This is a genomic window from Mycobacterium sp. NGS51 (genome assembly GCF_059812525.1).
Genome location: NZ_JCALCV010000017.1, coordinates 66,033 through 85,249 on the forward strand (window position 1 = coordinate 66,033; position 19,217 = coordinate 85,249).

A 19,217-nucleotide genomic window follows, 5' to 3' on the forward strand; every position below is an offset into this window, starting at 1 on the left:
CTATTTCACCCCGGGCAACCGGCGCAGCAACCGCAGACCGGTGGTCATCACTCGCGCATACCGGTCGGCGCGCGCCCAGGTTGGGGCACCCACCGGCAGCAAGCGTTCGGTCGCGATGGTCTGGGACTCGGTGTACTTCAGGATCCCGTGCTCGCCGTGCCGCCGTCCGACGCCGGAGTCCTTCATGCCGCCCATCGGGGCGTCGACGGACGCCCAGGCTGCGGCGTACGCCCCGTTGACGTTCACCGTGCCGGCCTGCAGTTGCGCGGCCACCCGCCGGCCCCGGGCCGCATCGTTGGTCCACACCGCGAAGTTCAACCCGTAGTCGCTGTCGTTGGCTTTGTCGATGGCCTCTTGCTCCGACTCGACGGGATAAAGCGAGACCACGGGCCCAAAGGTTTCGTCGGCGAATGCGTCCATGCCCTCACGCACGCCGCTCAGGATGGTGGGCTCGTAGAAGTAGGGGCCGATGTCGGGTCGTGGTCGTCCGCCCGCCAGCACGGTGGCGCCCTTGTCCACCGCGTCGTCGACGTGATCGGTGACGGTTTGCAACTGTGTCTCACTGATCAGCGATCCCATGTCCGCTGAATAGTCCAGTGCGCCTGACAATGTCATCGCCTTGGTTGCTTTGACGAATGCGCCGACGAAGTCCTCCCACAGCGACTTGGCCACATAGATGCGTTCGATGGAAATACACAGTTGGCCGGCGTTGGAGAACGCGGCCCGCACCGCCCCGGCTGCCGCGCGCGAGACGTCGGCGTCGTCGAGGACCAGGAGCGCGTTCTTGCCGCCGAGTTCCATCGAGCAGTCGATGAGTCGCTCGGCGGCCTGCTTGGCGACATGGCGTCCGGTATTGGTGGAACCGGTGAACATCAAATAATCCGCCTGCTCGATGATCGGGGTGCCCAACTCCGATCCAGGTCCGGTGACCAGCTGGACCAAACCCTTCGGCATCCCGGCCTCCTCGAGCAGGCTGACCGCCCACAGCGCCGAAAAGGGTGTCCTGTCATCGGGTTTGGCCAACACCGCGTTGCCGGCGACGATCGCCGGAATCGCGTCGCTGATGCCGAGGGTCAGCGGATAGTTCCACGGCGAGATGATGCCGACCAGCCCCTTCGGGTGGCGGTGCTCCCAGACTTCGGTGAGCACCAATTGCACACCCTGGCGCCGCTTGGGCTTCAGGTACTCCTCGGCGGTGTGCGCGTAATAACGGGCAGTCAGGCAGACGTCGATGACCTCCTCGAAGGCGTGCCGGCGCGCCTTGCCGTTCTCCAATTGGAGCAGGTCGAGCACCTCGTCCTGGCGTGCCAACACCAGGTCATGGAAACGCAGCAGCACGGCTGCCCGCTCGCCGATCGGACGTGCCGCCCAGTCCGGTTGGACAGCGCGGGCGCGCGAAGCGGCGGCTGCTACATCGGCTGCCGAGCAGTGCGGCACCTTGCCCAGCGGCTCGCCGGTCATCGCATTGGTGATCTGCCGGTGCCGACTGCCGTCGGCAGCTTCGACGTGCCGCGCCAACGTTTCGAGCAGCGGGCCGACGTCGCGGGCGGACCGCTCGGGTGAGCGAAGTGCATTCATGGATCAATCCTCGTCTGCGGCATCCCCGGTGACTAGCCGTTCGCGTGATGAGGGAAACAATGCCGACCCCGGTCGGCCGTTGAATTTCGTTCGGCGTGCACAGTAGACGGGTGAGCCTTGCCCACCCGCGCACTGGAGCGTTGTTCGATTCGCCGGTGCCGCCCGGGACCGGCTGGCCTGGTGATCCCGCCACCCCCCACACCGCGGTGGCTTCCGCGGCGGCCCAGGTCGCTGCGATGGCCGAGGCCGCCGAGACGGTGGACCAACTCGACGCGGAGGTGTCGGTGTGCCGGGCCTGCCCGCGACTGGTCGAGTGGCGCGAACAGGCGGCTCTGACTAAACGGCGCTCGTTCGCCGATCAGCCGTATTGGGGCAGGCCGGTGCCGGGTTGGGGTGTCGAGCGGCCGCGGGTGTTGATCGTCGGCCTGGCTCCGGCCGCCAATGGCGCCAATCGGACCGGCCGGATGTTCACCGGCGACCGCTCCGGCGATGTGCTGTATGCGGCGTTGTACGGGGCCGGGTTGGCGAGCTCGCCGGTCAGTGTGGACGCCGCCGACGGGTTGATGCTGCACGGCACGCGGATCGCGGCCGCGGTGCGATGCGCACCGCCGGCCAATGCGCCCACACCCGCCGAGCGGGCCACCTGCGCGCCGTGGTTGACCGCTGAATGGCGGCTGACCGGCGACGACGTGCGGGTCATCGTTGCGCTGGGTGGCTTCGGCTGGCGATCGGCGCTGGACATGGTCCGCTCGGGCGGCGGCCAGGTTCCGCGGCCGCTACCGAAGTTCGGGCACGGTGCCACCGCGACGGTGCGGGCCGCCCACGGCGAGGTGGCGCTGGTGGGCTGCTATCACCCCAGCCAGCAGAACACCTTTACCGGCAAGCTGACCACCGCGATGCTCGACGACGTTTTCGGCCGGGCCGCCGTGCTGGCCGGACTATCCCGATGACCGGCGGCGTTGAGGGCAACATGCGGCTTTCCGTTCTCGATCTCGTCCCGGTGCGCACCGACCAGACCACCGCCGATGCGCTGGCGGCCACGGTACGACTGGCGCAGGTCGCTGACCGGCTGGGTTACACCCGCTATTGGGTCGCCGAGCATCACAACATGCCGTCGGTGGGCGCCACCAGCCCGCCGGTGCTGATCGCTTACCTCGCCGCCCAGACCACCCGGCTGCGGCTGGGGTCCGGTGGTGTCATGCTGCCCAATCACGCGCCGCTGGCCGTGGCCGAACAGTTCGCGCTGCTGGAAGCGGCCGCGCCGGGCCGCATCGATCTCGGCATCGGGCGGGCGCCCGGCTCCGACCCGGTTACATCGGTGATGCTGCGCGGCGCAGCCGGCCGCGACGACCGAGATATCGAGCAGTTCCCGGACTATCTCGACCACGTGCGGGCGATGATGAGCAGCAGTGGCGTGCGGGTGCAACTGCGTGACGGTGAGTACCTGCTCAAGGCCACTCCGGCCGCAGCCACCGAGCCGCGGTTGTGGCTGCTGGGGTCGTCGATGTACTCGGCGCGGCTGGCCGCAGCCAAGGGGCTGCCCTATGTGTTTGCCCACCACTTCTCCGGCAAGGGGACCGACGAGGCGCTGGCGCTCTACCGGTCGCAGTTCGTGCCCAGCGAGCTGGCCGCCGAGCCGATCACGTTTCTGACGGTCAACGCCGTGGTCGCCGAAACGCGGGACGAGGCAACGGCATTGATGCTGCCGAACCTGCAGATGATGGCGCGGTTGCGCACCGGCCAACCGTTGGGGCCTTTACAGCTCGTCGAAGACGCCGAAAACGCCAATCTGACACCGCAACAGCAGCACATCGTCGAAAGCGGCCTGCGGCGCGCGGTCGTCGGCACACCGGCCGAGGCGGCCGAACAAGCGCGTGGGTTGGCTGCGCGGTTCGACGTCGACGAAGTGATGGTCAACCCGGTGGCCGCGGCCCGTCGCGGCACCGACCCGGCGACCGCTCCCGGTCGGGAAACCACGTTGGAGCTGCTGGCCAAAGAGCTGTTCTAAGCGGGCCGACCATCGCCGAATGTGAAGCTGTTGCGAAAAAACTCGAAAATTTTCGCAACAGCTTCACGCTCGGCGCTAAGGCGTCAGCACGATCACCGGAATTGGCCGCGACGTCCTTTCCTGATAGGCCTTGTAGCGGTTGGCGTTGTTCTTGTTCACAACCTCCCACAACCGGGCGTAGTCAGCGTCGCCAGGCAGGACCGGCCGCGCCGTAACAGCCAAACGCTTTGGACCGACATTGATTTTGACGTTCGGGTTGGCTTTCAGGTTGTGATACCAGCCCGGCGCTTTCGGGTCACCCCCTTTGGACGCCACGATGAGGTAGCTGTCGGCATCGCGTGCATACGATAGTGCGTTGATTCGCGCCTTGCCGGTCTTGGCGCCGACCGTATGCAGCAACAAGCTTGGCGGGATGCCAGGTATCCGGTGACCAATGCGGCCATTGGTTGCCTTGTAGATCGCGTCGTGCGCCCGCAGCAGTAACGGTCCGACGCGTTGCTCGACCCATCCGGAGATATTCATTCCTTCAGTCTGACTGCCGGGCGTCGATTCGCGCCAGCGCGTCGCGCAGCATCTGCCCGGTGGCGTCCCGGTCGGAGTCGCGGCGCAGCAGCATTCCCTTGGCCACCGCCAGCTTGTCGCCATTGCGGCGCGGCAGCACATGCAAGTGGATGTGGGAAACGGTTTGGAACGCGGCGCGCCCGTCGTTGATCGCGATGTTGGTGGCGTCGGCCAACTCGGTGGTGCGGGCCGCCTTGGCGATGCGCTGTCCGATTGTCACCATGTCGGCCAGTGTCTGCGGCGGAGTGTCGGTCAGATCGGCCGTGTGCCGTTTGGGCACGACCAGCGTGTGGCCCCGGGTGAATGGGCGGATGTCGAGGATCGCCAGGTAGTCGTCGTTTTCGTAGATGCGGATGGCCGGGGCTTCTCCGGCGACGATCGCGCAGAACACACAGGACATAAGGCCACGGTAGCGACAGATCAGGCCGACAAGGCGGCCGCCATCGCCGCAAGTGCGCGATCCAGGATTGCCCGCGGCGTCGCGAAGTTCAGCCGCGCGAACCCGGAGCTCACCGTGGGCCCGAACGGGATGCCGGGAGACAGCGCCACCTTGGCCTTGGCCAACAGGTAGCCCGCAGGCTCAGTGGGCAGATTCAGCGCGCGAAAATCCACCCACGACATATAGGTGGCCTCCGGAGCGTTGATCCGCACTCCGGGAACCGACTCGGGCAAGGCGCGGGCCAGGTGGTCGCGATTGGTCTGCAGGTAGCTCAGCACCTCGTCCAACCATGCCGCGCCGTGGGCATAGGCGGCGATGTTGGCGCGGATACCGACGGTGGAGGCGCCCATCTTGTGCAGCATGTTGATCCGGTCCCACTCGTCGATGTCACGGGAATTGGACAGCACCACCTGGGCGCACATCAGGCCGGGCAGGTTCCACCCTTTGGATGCCGACAGCAGCGTGACCACGGTATCGGCAGCCGTCTCGGAGACCGAGGCGGCGGCCACGTGCGGTCGCCCGTAGACCAGTGGCGCGTGGATCTCGTCGGCGATGACGCGCGCGTTGTGGGCGGCTGCGATGTCGACGATGGCGCGCAGCTCATCGGCGGTGAACGCGGTGCCCAGCGGATTGTTGGGATTGCACAGAATCAACGACCCGGCCCCGCTGGCGAACGCCGCATCAAGCGCGTCCAGGTCCATCACGTACCGGCCCGAAACGTCTTGATTCATCACGATTTCCACGCGTTGCCGGCCGGTGACCCGCAGCACGTCGAAAAATGGCATGTATGCCGGAACGGGCAACACCACCGGGCTCTCCGGCCGGGTGAGGAAATTGACGACGGTTTCCATTCCTTTGAGCACATCGGGAACGACGCGGACCGACTCGGGCTGCACCTGCCACCCGTAGCGCTGTCGGCACCACTCGGCGGTCGCCCGCGGCAGTTCGTCCTCGCCGAACGGCGGATAGCCGAACTCCTCGTTGTCAACGCAGGCGCGGACTGCGTCGCGCACCGGCGGTGCGGTGGGGAAGTCCATCTCGGCGATCCACAGCGGCAACACATCGGGACCGAAGAAGTTCCACTTGATGGTGTTGCGCCCGCGCAGCTGGTCCTCGGTCAACAGATCGAACGTCCTGTCCGGCATACCAGTAGTGTGCCTGCACATGGACCCTCGCGAGCTCGCCTTCGCCGGGGCGGCCGAGCAGGCCCGAATGTTGGCTGCCGGCACGGTCACCGCTCCCGCACTGCTCGAGGTCTACCTGGATCGCATCGCACAGCTGGACCCGCAGCTGCGGTCGTATCGCACCGTGCTGGCCGGCACCGCGCGTGAGGAGGCGCTGGCGGCGCAGAGCCGCCTCGACGCCGGCGAACGGTTGCCGCTGCTCGGGGTTCCGGTCGCGATCAAGGACGACGTCGACATCGCCGGGCAGACAACGGCTTACGGCACCAGCGCACATGGTCCGGCGGTAACCCATGACGCCGAGGTGGTGCGTGCGTTACGCGCGGCCGGCGCGGTGATCCTCGGCAAGACCGCCGTGCCCGAGCTGATGATGATGCCCTACACCGAATCGGTGACGTTCGGTGCAACCCGCAACCCATGGGATGTGTCTCGCACACCGGGCGGCAGTAGCGGCGGTAGCGGCGCAGCGGTGGCCGCCGCGCTGGCCCCGTTGGCATTGGGTTCCGACGGTGGCGGCTCGATCCGCATCCCGTCGAGTTGGTGTGGTGTGTTCGGTCTCAAACCGCAGCGCGACCGCGTCTCGCTGGCGCCGCACGACGACGCCTGGTGTGGCCTCAGCGTCAGCGGCCCGATTGCACGTTCGGTGACCGACGCCGCACTGTTCCTGGATGCGACGACGACGGTGCCGGGCCCCGAGGGCGGATTCGTCGCGGCCGCGGCAGGGACGCCCGGCCGGCTGCGAATCGCGTTGAGCACCAAGGTTCCACCACCGTTGATGGTGCGATGCGGCAAGCAGCAGCGGGCGGCGGTCGAGCAGGCGGGCGCGTTGCTGCGCGACTTGGGCCACCACGTCATCGCCCGCGACCCCGACTACCCGCCGACGGCGATCTACCGCAACTATTTGCCACGCTATTTCCGCGGTATCTACAACGATTTTCGGTCATTGCCTCATCCGGAGCGGCTGGAGGCGCGCACCCGCAACATGGCGCGGATCGGGCGCTTGTTCTCCGACCGGCGGATGGCGTCGGTGCGTGCCGGCGAGGCGGCGCTGGCCGCGCGCATCCAGTCGATCTTCGACGACGTCGACGTGCTCGTCACTCCTGCGAACGCCACCGGGCCACAGCGTGTCGGCGCCTACCAACGCCGCGGGGCGATTTCCTCGTTGCTGCTGGTTTCGGCCCGGGTGCCGTTCTTCGAAATCTGGAATCTGACCGGTCAACCGGCCGCCGCGGTGCCGTGGGATCTCGACGCCGCCGGCCTGCCGTTGTCGGTCCAGTTGATCGGCCGCCCCTACGACGAGGCGACGCTGCTGGCGCTCAGCGCCCAGATCGAAGCGGCGCGGCCGTGGACGCAGCGCCGCCCACCGGTGTCATGACGCGGCAACCACCCGCCAGGCGGCCAGCTTCTCGCCGTGCCGCATCGCGCGAGCCGGACTGGTGGACGGCAGCACTGGTGGCGGCCATCACCTCACATGATGGCCTGCCGACGATATACCTTGGCCACTGTGTCCGATCCCAACATCGAGCCGCTGCTCGACGGTCTTGACGGCACCGCGCGCAGCGAGCGCGCCGAGCTGATCGAGTGGCTGCTCGACCAGGGGATCACCGTCGATGAGATCAGGACCGCCGATCCGCCCATGCTGCTGGCGTCGCGCCGAGTCGTCGGTGACGACGGCGTCTACGTCTCGACGCGGGAAATCAGCGAACGCTACGGCATCGACCTTGGTTTGTTGCAACGCGTGCAACGTGCCATCGGGTTGGCCAGGGTCGAGGATCCCGACGCGGCTGTGCACATGCGGGCCGACGCTGAGGCCGCCGCCCATGTGCAACGGTTCCTCGAGACCGGGCTGGATCCAGACCACCTGGTACAAGTCGTTCGGGTGCTCGCCGAGGGACTTTCGCATGCCGCTGAGGTGATGCGCTACACCGCACTCGCGGCGATCCTGCGACCCGGTGCGACTGAACTGGAGATCGCCAAGGGATCTCAGGCGCTGGTCAGCCAGATCGCCCCGTTGCTGGGTCCGTGGATCGAAGACATGCTGTTCATGCATCTGCGGCACCAGATGGAAACCGAGGCCGTCAACGCCAGTGAGCGTGCGGCAGGCAGTGCCTTGCCGGGCGCCCGAGAGGTCACGATCGCGTTCGCCGATCTCGTTGGCTTCACCCGACTGGGGGAGGCGGTCCCACCCGAGGATTTGGAGCAGCTCGCGAACCGACTGGCCGACCTCGCTCGTGACATGGCCGTGCCGCCGGTGCGGTTCGTCAAGACCATCGGCGACGCGGTGATGCTCGTCTGCCCGGATCCGGTTCCGCTGCTGGACGCGGTGCTGAAGTTGGTCGAAGTCACAGACACCGACGAGGGCCTGCCCCGGCTGCGCGCCGGTGTCGCCTGCGGGCAGGCGGTGAGCCGGGCCGGTGACTGGTTCGGGAGCCCGGTGAATACCGCCAGCCGGGTGACCGGGGTGGCGCGCGCGGGTGCCGTCCTGGTCGCCGAGTCGGTGCAGACCGCAGTCGGCGACGGCAACGGTTTCAGCTGGTCATTCGCCGGGGCACGCCACCTCAAAGGCATCAAGGGCGAAGTAAAGCTGTATCGCGCCCGCCGCGGCGACGGCGTTGATGACGGGGCGTAGCGCCTCGGTCGCCAGACCACATGAGGCAGGCCCGGAGGGCACTGGGGTTGCGTCTCTCTTATGCCGCGCGGCCGGCTCTGTCACCCCTGATGCCGGCACTTTGGATTAGCCACTTCCGGACCTGCTTCGCCCTTAAAGCTACAACTCGCGACGCGCCATATCAACGGTTTTCGCCCATCGACATCGGCCTTACGGCCGGTTCTGGCCCAGGCTTTCGGGGCGCCGCCCGTGGTGGGCAACTGACCGCGTTCGCCGCCAGTGAAATGCCCTTTCGCAATGACTGTAACGATGTAATTATGTAAGCATGCGACATCATCATGTACACGGGCGGCGCTACGGCCGCCCTGGTGGCTGGCAGCAAGCCAATCAACCCGACGCCGGCGACGCCGCGGACTGGTTCGCCGGACGACTGCCCGAAGGCTGGTTCGACGGCGATCCCGCGGTCATCGTCGACCGCGAAGAAATCACGGTCATCGGCAGACTGCCCGCGGCGTCCGATACGCAAGAAAGCGAAGCGCGTTCCTCCGGCCGCGTCTCGCGGTTCCGCGAAGACACCCGCGCGGAGCGCATGAACATCGCCGACGAGGCGCAGGAACGCTACGGCCGCAAGGTTTCCTGGGGAGTGGAGGTCGCCGGCGAGCGGATCCTGTTCACCCACATCGCGGTTCCGGTCATGACCCGGCTCAAGCAACCGGAGCGCCAGGTGCTCGATACCCTGGTCGACGCCGGGGTGGCCCGGTCCCGATCGGATGCGCTGGCGTGGGCGGTCAAGCTGGTTGGTGAGCACACCGAAGACTGGCTGGCCAAGCTGCGTGACGCTATGTCGGCAGTCGACGACCTCCGAGCGGAGGGCCCCGAGCTTTAAGGTGACCCGCCGCTAGACCCTCGCCATCTCCCAGTAGGCGCCCCGGCGCGCCATCAGCGCGGCGTGGCTGCCGCGCTCGATGATCTTGCCCGACTCCATCACCAGGATGACATCGGCGTCGCGGATCGTCGAAAGACGATGAGCGATAAGGAAACTCGTCCGGCCACGCCGAAGCTCGCGCATGGCATGCTGGACGAGCAGCTCGGTGCGAGTGTCCACCGAACTGGTCGCCTCGTCGAGGATCAGCAGTTGCGGTCGGGCCAGGAAAGCACGCGCGATGGTGATCAGCTGTTTTTCGCCGGCGCTGATGTTGCCGCCGTCGTCGCTGACCCGAGTCTGGTAGCCGTTCGGCAGCGTGTGCACGAACCGGTCCACGTAGGCCGCTTTGGCCGCCGCGATCACCTCATCGTCGCTGGCGCCCGGCCGGCCATAGGCGATGTTCTCGGCGATCGTCCCGCCGAACAGCCAGGTGTCCTGCAGCACCATGCCGATACGGGATCGCAGCGAATGCCGGCTCACCGAAGCGATGTCGACACCGTCGATCAGGATCCGGCCGGAGTCCAGGTCGTAGAAACGCATCAACAGGTTCACCAACGTGGTCTTGCCCACCCCGGTCGCCCCGACGATCGCCACGGTGCTGCCGGGTTCCGCGACGAGCGACAGGTCATCGATCACCGGTGTTCCCGGGCGGTAGGCGAAGCTCACGTGCTCGAATTCCACTCGTCCGGTGGGGCTTTGGCCATTGAGCAACGGCAATAGCGCCGGGTGATCGCGACTTTCCTCGGGCTCGTCGAGCAGTTCGAACACCCGCTCGGCGCTGGCCACTCCGGACTGCAGCGTGTTGTACATCGCCGCCACTTGGGTCAGCGGCCAATTGAATTGGCGGACATATTGGATGAACGCCTGGATGCTGCCCACAGTGATCTGGCCGGTCGCCACCTGCAGCCCGCCGATCACCGCCACCGCGACATAACTCAGGTTGCCGATGAGCATCGTGGCCGGTGACACCAGCCCGGAGAAGAACTGGGCGCCGAAACTGGTCTGGTACACGTCGTCGTTGAGGCGGCAGAACTGATCCTCGGCCTCGGTCCGGTGACCGAATGTCTTGACCAGTGTGAAGCCGCTGTAGGTCTCCTCGATGTGAGCGTTGAGCCGCCCGGTGTTGGCCCATTGGGCGACGAACAGCCGCTGCGAGCGGCGGGTGATCGCCCGAGTGGCCAACAGTGACAACGGCACGGTCAGCAGGATGATCCCGGTCAGCAGCGGCGAGATCGTCAGCATCATCACCAGCACCGTCGTGATGGTCAGCACCGCGCTCAACAACTGGGTGATTGTCATCGACAGCGAAGTCTGCACGTTGTCGATGTCGTTGGTGACCCGGCTGAGCACCTCACCCCGCTGCCGCCCGTCGAAGTAAGCCAGTGGCAACCGGTGGACCTTCGCCTCGACGTCGGAGCGCAGCGCCCGCAGCGTGCGCTGCACCGTGACGTTGAGCAGCCGGGCCTGCGCCCAAATCATCAGGCCCGCAATGAGATACAAGGCCAGCGCCAGCGCCAGGGTACGGGCCACAGCGGAGAAATTCACCCCTTGACCCGGCACCACATTCATCCCGGACAGCAGATCGGCGAAGGTGTTATTGCCACGCGCCCGGGCCGCCGCGACGGCCTCTGCCTTGCTGAGACCGGCCGGCAACTGTCGGCCGATCACGCCGTTGAACAGCAGATCAGTCGCGTGTCCCAGTATCCGCGGAACCACTACTCCTATCGCGGTGCCGCAGACCCCCAGCGCGATGACCGCCGACGCCAACCCGCGTTGCGGCGCCAGGCGTTTCACCAACCGGATGGCTGAAGTCCAGAAGTCGCGGGACCGCTCCGTCGGCGCCTGCACCACACCGCGCATCGGCCGGTTCATTGCAGCGGTCATCGGGTATCTCCCACACCGGCCGACATCGACTGCGACTCGGCAAAGTCCGCATAGGCTGCGCAGTCGGCCAGTAGCGATTCATGCGTGCCGGTGCCGACCACCCGTCCGTCGTCGACGACGATTACCTGATCGGCCTGGGTGACAGTGGAGATACGTTGCGCGACGACGATCACCGTTGCGTCCGCGGCGATCTCGCGTAACGACGCGCGTACCCGTACGTCGGTGTGCACGTCGAGGGCCGAGAAAGCGTCGTCGAACAGGTAGATGGCCGGACGGCGAATCACCGCGCGGGCGATCGCCAGCCGCTGCCGCTGCCCGCCGGAAAAGTTGATGCCGCCCTGCGCAACCCGCATCGCCAAGCCGTCATCGTGTGCCCGCACGAATCCGTCGGCGGCGGCTACCCGCAGTGCTTCCCACATCTGTTCGTCGGTGACGACCTGTCCCGGGGTCGCGCCCAGCCGAAGATTGTCGGCGACGCTGCCGGAGAACAGATACCCGCGCTGCGGCACCAGGCCGATGCCTGCCCACAGCTGTTCGATGTCGCGGTCACGCACGTCGACACCGTCGACACGAACGCAACCGGTGGTGACGTCGTAGAGCCGGCAGATCAGCGATACCAGCGTCGACTTGCCCGAACCGGTGCTGCCGACAATGGCGGTCGTGGTGCCCGGTGTCGCGGTCAACGAGATATCCTGCAGCACCGGACGATCCGCGCCCGGATAGCAGAACGTTGCCCGGTCGAGCTGCACCACCCCGCGCAGATCTGCCGGTGGGCGCGCGGGGTTCGACGGGTTGCTGATTGCCGGACGGGTGCCCAACACCTCGGTGATCCGGTCCGCACACACCGAGGCTCGCGGCAATACCATCACCAGCGTCGTCGCCATCAGCACCGCCATCAGGATCTGGGTGAAGTACGCCAGAAAGGCGATCAGCGAGCCGACCTGCATCTGGCCCTGGTCGATGCGCAGGCCGCCGAACCAGATCAGCGCGACGCTGGAACAGTTGATGGTCAGCGTCGTGAGCGGCAACATCAGCGCTTGCCAGTTTCCGGCGGCCAGCGCAGTGTTCGACAAGGCGAGGTTGGCCTCATCGAATCGGTGACGTTCGAACGGCTCCCGCGCGAATGCCCGGACCACCCGCACGCCGGAAAGCTGCTCGCGCATCACCCGGTTGATGTTGTCGAGCAGCCTTTGCATGCTGCGGAAGATCGGCAGCATGTGCGACACGATCCAGTAGTTCGACACGGCTAAGACCGGGACGCTGACCAGCAACAGCCAGGACAGCCCGGCGTCTTGATGAATGGCCATGAAGATGCCGCCGACACACATGATCGGTGCGGTGACCAGCACCGTGCAGCTCATCTGCACCAGGAACTGGATCTGGCGGACGTCGTTGGTAGTCCGGGTCAGCAGCGACGGCGCACCGAACCGGGCCGTCTCGTGGTCAGAGAACGTGGTGACGTGATGGAACATCGCCGAGCGCAGATCCCGCCCGAACCCCATTCCGGTGCGGGAGCCGAAGTAGACCGCGCCGATCGCGCACACCGCCTGCAGTCCGGTGACTGCCAGCATCACCGCGCCCAACCGAACGATCACGCCGGTGTCGCCCTTGGTGACCCCGTCGTCGATGATCGATGCGTTCAACGTGGGCAGATACAGCGACGCCAACGTGCTGATCAGTTGCAGCGTCATCACCGCCGCGACCAGCCAGCGGTACGGCCGGACGTACTGGCGCAGCAGTGCCAGAAGCATTTGGTAACTGTCCCACATCCGGTGGCGTCGACTCGGGACGACCGCCGGTTGGATCGGTGCACGGTTCGCACCCGTGATGGGATAACAAAGTCCAGGTCAGCGCGCGTGTCGGTGGTTGACCACCGGCGCTGCCGCTACAGTGCATCGTGTGATCAGCAGAAGGTGCGCGTAGTGGTGCGACGCAATGTGGCAGCGCTGACCCTCGCGGTAGCGACTTTGATCCCGACGGTGGCCGCCTGTTCCGATTCCAACTCCGACCAGCCGCAGTCGAGCGATACCTCGCGGCCGGCCTCCGCGCAGGGACATCATGGCCCGTTCTTCCCGCAATGTGGCGGTATCAGCGACGAGACGGTGGGGCAGCTGACCGAGATGAGCGGGCTGATCAACACCGCCCAGAACTCGGTTGGCTGCCAGTGGCTGGCGGGCGGCGGCATCCTCGGCCCACACTTCTCCTTCTCCTGGTATCGCGGCAGCCCGATCGGGCGGGAACGCAAGACCGAGGAGTTGTCGCGGTCGAGCGTCGAAGACATCAACATCAATGGCCATGGCGGTTTCATCGCTATCGGCAGCGAGCCGACGTTGGGTGACTCTTTGTGCGAGATCGGTATCCAGTTCCAGGACGACTTCATCGAATGGTCGGTCAGCTTCAACCAGAAGCCGTTTCCCGACCCGTGCAACGTCGCCAAAGAACTGACGCGGCAATCGATTGCGAACTCGAAATGAGTCGATCGGCGCGGCACCATCTGCTCGTCACTGCGGCCGTTGTACTCGCCGCGCTGGCTGTACTGACCGGCTGCACCAGGTCGGTGGGCGGCACCGCCGTCAAAGCGGGCTCGGGCGACGTCCAGCGCAACAACAATTCCGAACAGCAGTACCCGAACCTGCTCAAGGAATGTGAGGTGCTGACTACCGACCTCCTCGCCAAGACCGTGGGCGCCGACCCGCTCGATATCCAGAGCACCTTCGTCGGTGCGATTTGCCGTTGGCAGGCGGCCAACCCGGCCGGCCTGATCGACATCACCCGCTTCTGGTTCGAGCAGGGCAGCCTCGACAACGAGCGCAAGGTCGCCGAGGGGCTGAAGTACCAGATCGAAACCCGGTCGATCAACGGTGTGCCATCGATCGTGATGCGGCCCAACGACCCGAACGGCTCATGCGGTGTGGCCAGCGACGCTGCCGGTGTCGTGGGGTGGTGGGTCAACCCGCAGGCGCCCGGTATCGACGCGTGTGCGCAGGCGATCAAGCTCATGGAGCTGACGCTGTCGACAAACTCCTAACGGGAATTACTCGTCACCAGGGGTTGGTCCGGCACCGGGATCGTCGGCCTCGCCGTCGCCGATCATCGGCGGCGAATCTGGCGAGTTGCCGAACACCTCCACCTGCATCGGGAGCGGGTCGAAGTCGTCGAGGATCGGCACCTGGCTGATGCCGCCGCCCGGCCCAGATCCGCCCAGGGCCTCGCTTCCCGGCGCGAGGACTTCGTGGTCGGCACTGATACCGCCGGGATTGAAGAACACCGATTCATTGGTGGTGAGCTCGGTCGAGGGCGTCTGCACTTCGGGCAACGACGGCCTCACCGGATTGGCGATGACGATGCCGGCACCCATGAGCAGCACGGTCGCCACCGCATACGGGCGGACGACTGATTCCATGACCATGTCCTCTGACGGCAGTCGCTACTCAGCGTTAAAGGCGCTCTCAGGCAATACTCGGCTTGTCCGAGAGTAGCTGAGATAAACCTGAGGGAAGCGCGTATTCACTAATGTTCTCCTTATCGAAGAAGGTCGGCGGGTGCCACTCGCCTCAGCGGGGCACATGAAAGTCGATCAGCGCGGCGCCGCCGGGCGCGAGATCCTTCCACGAACCGACGACCCGCAGGGCCGCGATGCCCGACGTCGGAAACTTCGCCGCAACCGCGTCGACGGCAGCCGCATTGGTGCCCTCGGCGCCGGCCAGGATGATCGCCACTGCAGACATCGTCGGCTCGTGCCCGACAACGAGCAGCGTGGCGATCTCGTCGTCGATCGCGTTGATTTCATCGATCACCGTCCCGGGGCTGGCGCCGTAGAGCCGCTCGACGAATTGCACCGACGCATCGACAGCCGTTCGCGCCAGAGTCTGGCGGGCGCGGGTGGCGGTCGAGCACAGCACGGCGTCGACGGCGGGCAGTTGGGCGCGCAGCCAATCACCGGCCAATGCCGCCTCCCTTTCGCCGCGCGGTGCCAGCGGCCGATCGTGGTCGGCTACCTCATCGGGATACGCGGATTTCGCATGCCGCAGCAGCACCAGCATGTGGCGTCGACCAGTCACTCAACCAACGGTAAGGCACCGCACCGCTACTGAACTCAGACCTGCCGAGCGGCCTCCCCACACTTGTCGGGGCCCAGTCCTACACTCGCGATGCCTGATCACGAAGGGCAGAGGGGACGGGATCGACATGCGGTTCTTACACACCGCCGACTGGCAGCTCGGCATGACCCGTCACTTCCTCGCCGGCGAAGCCCAGCCCCGATACTCGGCAGCGCGGCGCGACGTGGTGGTCGGCCTCGGCGCGCTGGCCGCCGAGGTCAACGCCGAGTTCATTGTTGTCGCCGGCGACGTCTTCGAACACAACCAGCTCGCCCCGCAGGTCGTCAGCCAGTCTTTGGAAGCCATGCGCGCCATCGGTATTCCGGTCTACCTGTTGCCGGGCAACCATGACCCGCTGGATGCGGCATCGGTTTACACCAGCGCACTTTTCATCGCCGAATGTCCCGACAACGTGGTGGTCCTCAGCCGGGCCGGAAGCCATGAAGTGCGCCCGGGTCTGCAGCTCGTGGCCGCCCCGTGGCGGTCGAAAGCACCCACCACCGACCTGACCGGCGAGGTGCTCGAGTCGCTGCCGGCCGACGGCGTCACCCGGGTGCTGGTCGCGCACGGCGGCCTCGATGTGCTCGACCCGGATCCCGGAAAGCCATCCTTGATTCGGCTGGCCGGGGTCGACGACGCGCTGGCCCGCGGCGCCATCCACTACGTCGCGTTGGGTGACAAGCATTCGGTCACCGACGTGGGCAGCAGCGGTCGGGTCTGGTATTCCGGGTCACCGGAAGTCACCAACTTCGATGACATCGAACCGCGACCGGGACACGTATTGGTCGTCGACATCGACGAAGCGGATCCGCAGCGCCAGGTGACCATCGACGCCCGCCGGGTTGGCCGGTGGCGGTTTCTCACCCTGCGCCATCACCTCGACAACAACCGCGACATCGTCGATCTGGACCTCAACCTCGACCAGATCGGCGACAAGGACCGTACGGTGATCCGACTGGCCCTGGAGGGCTCGTTGACCGTCACCGACCGCGCTGCCCTGGATGCCTGCCTGGACCGATATTCGCGGTTGTTCGCCTGGCTGGGCTGCTGGGATCGTCACACCGAGTTGGCGGTGATCCCGGGCGACGGCGAGTTCGACGACCTCGGGATCGGGGGATTTGCCGCGGCGGCCGTCGCGGAATTGGTCGCGACGGCACGTGCGGACAACGCCGAAGCCGAGGATGCCCAGGCGGCGCTGGCGCTGCTGCTACGGCTCGCAGACCGAGGTGCGGCGTGAAGTTGCACCGGCTGGTCTTGACCAATTACCGCGGCATCGGCCACCGCGAAGTCGACTTTCCGGACCATGGCGTGGTCGTGGTGTATGGCGCCAATGAGGTCGGCAAGTCGTCGATGATCGAGGCGCTGGATCTGCTGCTGGAATCCAAGGACCGCTCGACGAAAAAAGACGTCAAGCAGGTCAAGCCGACTCACGCCGACGTCGGCTCCGAGATCACCGCCGAGATCAGCACCGGCCCTTACCGTTTCGTCTATCACAAGCGCTTCCACAAAAGGCCTGAGACGCAGTTGACGGTGCTGGCGCCCCGCCGCGAACAGCTGACCGGGGACGAGGCGCACGAGCGGGTGCGGGCGATGCTGACCGAGACAGTCGACACCGAGTTGTGGCAGGCCCAGCGGGTGCTGCAGGCAGCCTCGACGGCGGCGGTCGACCTGTCCGGCTGCGACGCGTTGTCCCGGGCGCTCGACCTTGCTGCGGGCGACGCGGTCACGCTGTCGGGCAGCGAGCCGGCGCTCGTCGAACGGATCGACACCGAGTACGCCCGCTACTTCACCGCGACCGGACGGCCGACGGGAGAGTGGTCGGCCGCGATGTCGGCGCTGCGCGATGCCGAGGCCGAAGTGGAGCGGTGCGCCGCTGCGGTCGCCGAGATCGACGACCGCCTGTATCGGCATGCCGCCCTGACCGCGGAGTTGGCGGAGTTGTCGCAGCAGCAGCACGTTACCGGCGAGCGGCACATCGCAGCTCAGGCCGCGGCAGACCACATCAGCCGGCTCACCGAACAGTTGCGGGAAGCCGAGCTGATCGCTGCGGCCGCGGCCGCCACCAGTACCGCGTCGACGGCCGCGCACAGCGAACGGGTGCGGTTGGGCAACGAAATCGGCACGCGCACCGCAACGATCGCCGCGCTGGAGGCCGAGGTGCACGAAGCCGCCGATGCGGAGTCGACGGCTGCTGAGGTCGTCGCGGCCGCTGACTCCGCTGTCGAACACGCCGAGCAGGGACTGGCAGCTACCCAGCAGCGGGCCGGCTCTGCCCGGCGGATCGTCGACGAGCTGTCGCGCCGCGACGAAGCCGAGCGGTTGGCGGCCCGGCTGGACAAGATCGACGCCGCCCAGCGCGAACATGACCAGATCTGCGGCGAGTTGGCCGCCATCGCGCTGACCGACGAGGCGACGCAGCGCATCGAGCAGGCCGCTGCCGCCGTCGACCGGGCCGACGGGCAACTCACGTTGATTTCGACGACGGTGGAATTCACTGCGGCCGCCGACGTCGACCTGTCCGTCGATGAGCAACAGGTGTCGCTGGCCGCCGGTCAGAGCTGGTCGCTGACAGCCAGCGCCGCAACCGAGGTCGAGCTGCCCGGCGTCTTGACGGTACGGTTCAGTCCGGCGGTCACCGCAGCCGAGGTCCAGGCCACCTACGCTGCGGCACACGACGAATTGGCGGCTGCACTGACTGCGGGGCAGGTCACTGACCTCGCAGCCGCGCGAAACGCCGACCAGCGACGCCGCGGGTTGCAGCACAACCGCGACCGGCTCGCTGCCACTCTGGTCGGGCTGTGCGGCGAGGACCAGATCGGGCAACTGCGTGGGCAATTGGCGCAACTGCGAGCCGATCAACCCGATCCGGTCGGCGCTGCGATGGATAGTGCGGCGGCCCGTGCCGAACTCGAGGCGGCCGACGCGGCCAGCGTGCAAGCCACGAAAGACTGCGAAACACACCGACGAGTCGCGGCCGCAGCGCGCCATAAGCTCTCCGAGATCATCACGCAGGCAACCGTTCTGCGCGACAAGCTGGCCTCCCAACGCGTGGAGCTGACTGCGGTTGCCGACCGGCTGGCCCAGCAACGGGCATCGTGCGCCGACGACGATCTGGCGGCTACCGCCGTTGCCGATCAATGCGCGACGCAAGCAGCGCAGCAACGCGTCGCCGAGCTGTCCGAGCAGCTGGCCGCTGCCTCGCCCGATGCGGTGGCCACCGAGTTGGCCGAGGCTACCAAGGCGGCCGAGGCACTGCGGGCCCGCCTTGACGAGGCCGATCGCGCGCTACGCGAGATCACGGTCGAACTCACGGTATTCGGCACCGAGGGGCGTCAGGGCAAGCTTGACGCCGCCGAAATCAAGCGCGAACACACGCACAACGAGTACACCCGGGTGGGCCGGCGAGCCCGTGCTGCGCAGCTGTTGCGGTCGGTGATGGTGCGTCACCGCGACACCACGCGGCTGCGCTACGTCGAGCCGTTCCGCGTCGAGTTGGAGCGGCTCGGGCGACCGGTGTTCGGTCCGAGTTTCGAGGTCGATGTCGACAGCGCGTTGTGCATCCGTAGCCGCACCCTCGACGGGTGCACGGTGCCCTACGAGTCGCTGTCGGGCGGGGCCAAAGAGCAACTCGGAATCCTGGCGCGATTGGCCGGAGCGGCGCTGGTGGCCAAAGAGGACACCGTCCCAGTGCTCATCGACGACGCGCTCGGGTTCACCGACCCGGCGCGGCTGGCAAAGATGGGCGAGGTCTTCGACACCCTGGGCGCTGACGGACAGGTGATCGTGCTGACCTGCACTCCCCACCGCTACGACGGCGTCAAGGGTGCGCACCGTATCGAATTGAGCGCTTAACGCTCGCGGTGGCCGGTTCGCCACGGGAGGCGGCACCGTCGAATAAACAGGGCGGACCGCTAACCCTGCATATTTGATTTC

The 19,217-nt window shown here is 66.7% G+C and carries 17 protein-coding genes; 9 read left to right on the forward strand and 8 right to left on the reverse strand.

Annotation, left to right across the window (positions count from 1 at the left end; all coding sequences use genetic code 11):
• Complete coding sequence (locus tag AC5Y5W_RS19540) at nt 1–1,578, reverse strand: succinic semialdehyde dehydrogenase (RefSeq protein ID WP_500012096.1); 1,578 nt, start codon at nt 1,576–1,578, stop codon at nt 1–3.
• Between the two features lie 110 nt (nt 1,579–1,688).
• Between AC5Y5W_RS19540 and AC5Y5W_RS19545 the strand changes: the two genes are divergently transcribed.
• Both AC5Y5W_RS19545 and AC5Y5W_RS19550 read left to right on the forward strand, forming a co-directional pair.
• On the forward strand, nt 1,689–2,528 hold the full coding sequence (locus tag AC5Y5W_RS19545; protein WP_500012098.1) for a uracil-DNA glycosylase: 840 nt from the start codon (nt 1,689–1,691) through the stop codon (nt 2,526–2,528).
• A 20-nt stretch (nt 2,529–2,548) separates the two neighbouring features.
• Nucleotides 2,549–3,586 carry an LLM class flavin-dependent oxidoreductase gene (locus AC5Y5W_RS19550; protein ID WP_500012191.1) on the forward strand — a complete coding sequence of 346 codons (1,038 nt, stop codon included), beginning with the start codon at nt 2,549–2,551 and terminating at the stop codon, nt 3,584–3,586.
• 75 nt (nt 3,587–3,661) lie between these two features.
• On the opposite strand, the gene AC5Y5W_RS19555 is transcribed toward AC5Y5W_RS19550, so the two are convergent.
• Genes AC5Y5W_RS19555 through AC5Y5W_RS19565 form a run of 3 tightly spaced genes read right to left on the reverse strand, consistent with a single transcriptional unit; the run spans nt 3,662 to nt 5,731 of the window.
• Entirely contained in the window at nt 3,662–4,108 is a 447-nt protein-coding gene (locus tag AC5Y5W_RS19555) for a nitroreductase family deazaflavin-dependent oxidoreductase (RefSeq protein ID WP_500012100.1), read from the reverse strand.
• 4 nt (nt 4,109–4,112) lie between these two features.
• Entirely contained in the window at nt 4,113–4,547 is a 435-nt protein-coding gene (locus AC5Y5W_RS19560; RefSeq protein ID WP_500012102.1) for an HIT family protein, read from the reverse strand.
• A 20-nt stretch (nt 4,548–4,567) separates the two neighbouring features.
• The gene (locus AC5Y5W_RS19565; RefSeq protein WP_500012104.1) at nt 4,568–5,731 is read right to left on the reverse strand and encodes a MalY/PatB family protein; all 1,164 of its coding nucleotides are present in this window, start codon (nt 5,729–5,731) and stop codon (nt 4,568–4,570) included.
• 19 nt (nt 5,732–5,750) lie between these two features.
• Between AC5Y5W_RS19565 and AC5Y5W_RS19570 the strand changes: the two genes are divergently transcribed.
• From AC5Y5W_RS19570 to abmR, 3 genes are all read left to right on the forward strand, one after another.
• The gene (locus tag AC5Y5W_RS19570) at nt 5,751–7,142 is read left to right on the forward strand and encodes an amidase (protein WP_500012107.1); all 1,392 of its coding nucleotides are present in this window, start codon (nt 5,751–5,753) and stop codon (nt 7,140–7,142) included.
• Nucleotides 7,143–7,271: 129 nt separating this feature from the next.
• Nucleotides 7,272–8,396, forward strand: a complete 1,125-nt coding sequence (locus AC5Y5W_RS19575) for an adenylate/guanylate cyclase domain-containing protein (protein WP_500012109.1) — start codon at nt 7,272–7,274, stop codon at nt 8,394–8,396.
• A gap of 304 nt (nt 8,397–8,700) precedes the next feature.
• Nucleotides 8,701–9,261, forward strand: a complete 561-nt coding sequence (gene abmR, locus AC5Y5W_RS19580; protein ID WP_500012111.1) for an ATP-binding transcription factor AbmR — start codon at nt 8,701–8,703, stop codon at nt 9,259–9,261.
• A 12-nt stretch (nt 9,262–9,273) separates the two neighbouring features.
• Here the strand turns inward: abmR and AC5Y5W_RS19585 are convergent, their stop codons facing one another.
• Together AC5Y5W_RS19585 and AC5Y5W_RS19590 are read right to left on the reverse strand one after the other, a co-directional pair.
• On the reverse strand, nt 9,274–11,184 hold the full coding sequence (locus AC5Y5W_RS19585) for an ABC transporter ATP-binding protein (RefSeq protein WP_500012113.1): 1,911 nt from the start codon (nt 11,182–11,184) through the stop codon (nt 9,274–9,276).
• A complete protein-coding gene (locus AC5Y5W_RS19590) occupies nt 11,181–12,935 on the reverse strand; it encodes an ABC transporter ATP-binding protein (RefSeq protein WP_500012115.1) in 1,755 nt (584 codons plus the stop codon). Before AC5Y5W_RS19590 ends, AC5Y5W_RS19585 begins: the two co-directional genes overlap by 4 nt.
• A gap of 174 nt (nt 12,936–13,109) precedes the next feature.
• On the opposite strand from AC5Y5W_RS19590, the gene AC5Y5W_RS19595 reads away from it, so the two are divergent.
• Both AC5Y5W_RS19595 and AC5Y5W_RS19600 read left to right on the forward strand, forming a co-directional pair.
• Nucleotides 13,110–13,658 (forward strand): DUF3558 domain-containing protein, encoded by a 549-nt coding sequence (locus tag AC5Y5W_RS19595; RefSeq protein ID WP_499900263.1) that lies wholly within the window; start codon nt 13,110–13,112, stop codon nt 13,656–13,658.
• Nucleotides 13,655–14,212 carry a DUF3558 domain-containing protein gene (locus tag AC5Y5W_RS19600; RefSeq protein WP_499891412.1) on the forward strand — a complete coding sequence of 186 codons (558 nt, stop codon included), beginning with the start codon at nt 13,655–13,657 and terminating at the stop codon, nt 14,210–14,212. Before AC5Y5W_RS19595 ends, AC5Y5W_RS19600 begins: the two co-directional genes overlap by 4 nt.
• Nucleotides 14,213–14,218: 6 nt before the next feature.
• Here the strand turns inward: AC5Y5W_RS19600 and AC5Y5W_RS19605 are convergent, their stop codons facing one another.
• Nucleotides 14,219–14,587, reverse strand: coding sequence for a hypothetical protein (locus AC5Y5W_RS19605; RefSeq protein ID WP_500012117.1), 369 nt, complete (start codon nt 14,585–14,587; stop codon nt 14,219–14,221).
• 151 nt (nt 14,588–14,738) lie between these two features.
• On the reverse strand, nt 14,739–15,227 hold the full coding sequence (locus AC5Y5W_RS19610; protein ID WP_500012193.1) for a SixA phosphatase family protein: 489 nt from the start codon (nt 15,225–15,227) through the stop codon (nt 14,739–14,741).
• Nucleotides 15,228–15,372: 145 nt separating this feature from the next.
• Here AC5Y5W_RS19610 and AC5Y5W_RS19615 point away from each other — a divergent pair, with 145 nt between their 5' ends.
• Nucleotides 15,373–16,521 (forward strand): metallophosphoesterase family protein, encoded by a 1,149-nt coding sequence (locus AC5Y5W_RS19615; protein ID WP_500012119.1) that lies wholly within the window; start codon nt 15,373–15,375, stop codon nt 16,519–16,521.
• Nucleotides 16,518–19,136, forward strand: coding sequence for an AAA family ATPase (locus AC5Y5W_RS19620; RefSeq protein ID WP_500012121.1), 2,619 nt, complete (start codon nt 16,518–16,520; stop codon nt 19,134–19,136). Before AC5Y5W_RS19615 ends, AC5Y5W_RS19620 begins: the two co-directional genes overlap by 4 nt.
• Nucleotides 19,137–19,217: the final 81 nt, after the last annotated feature.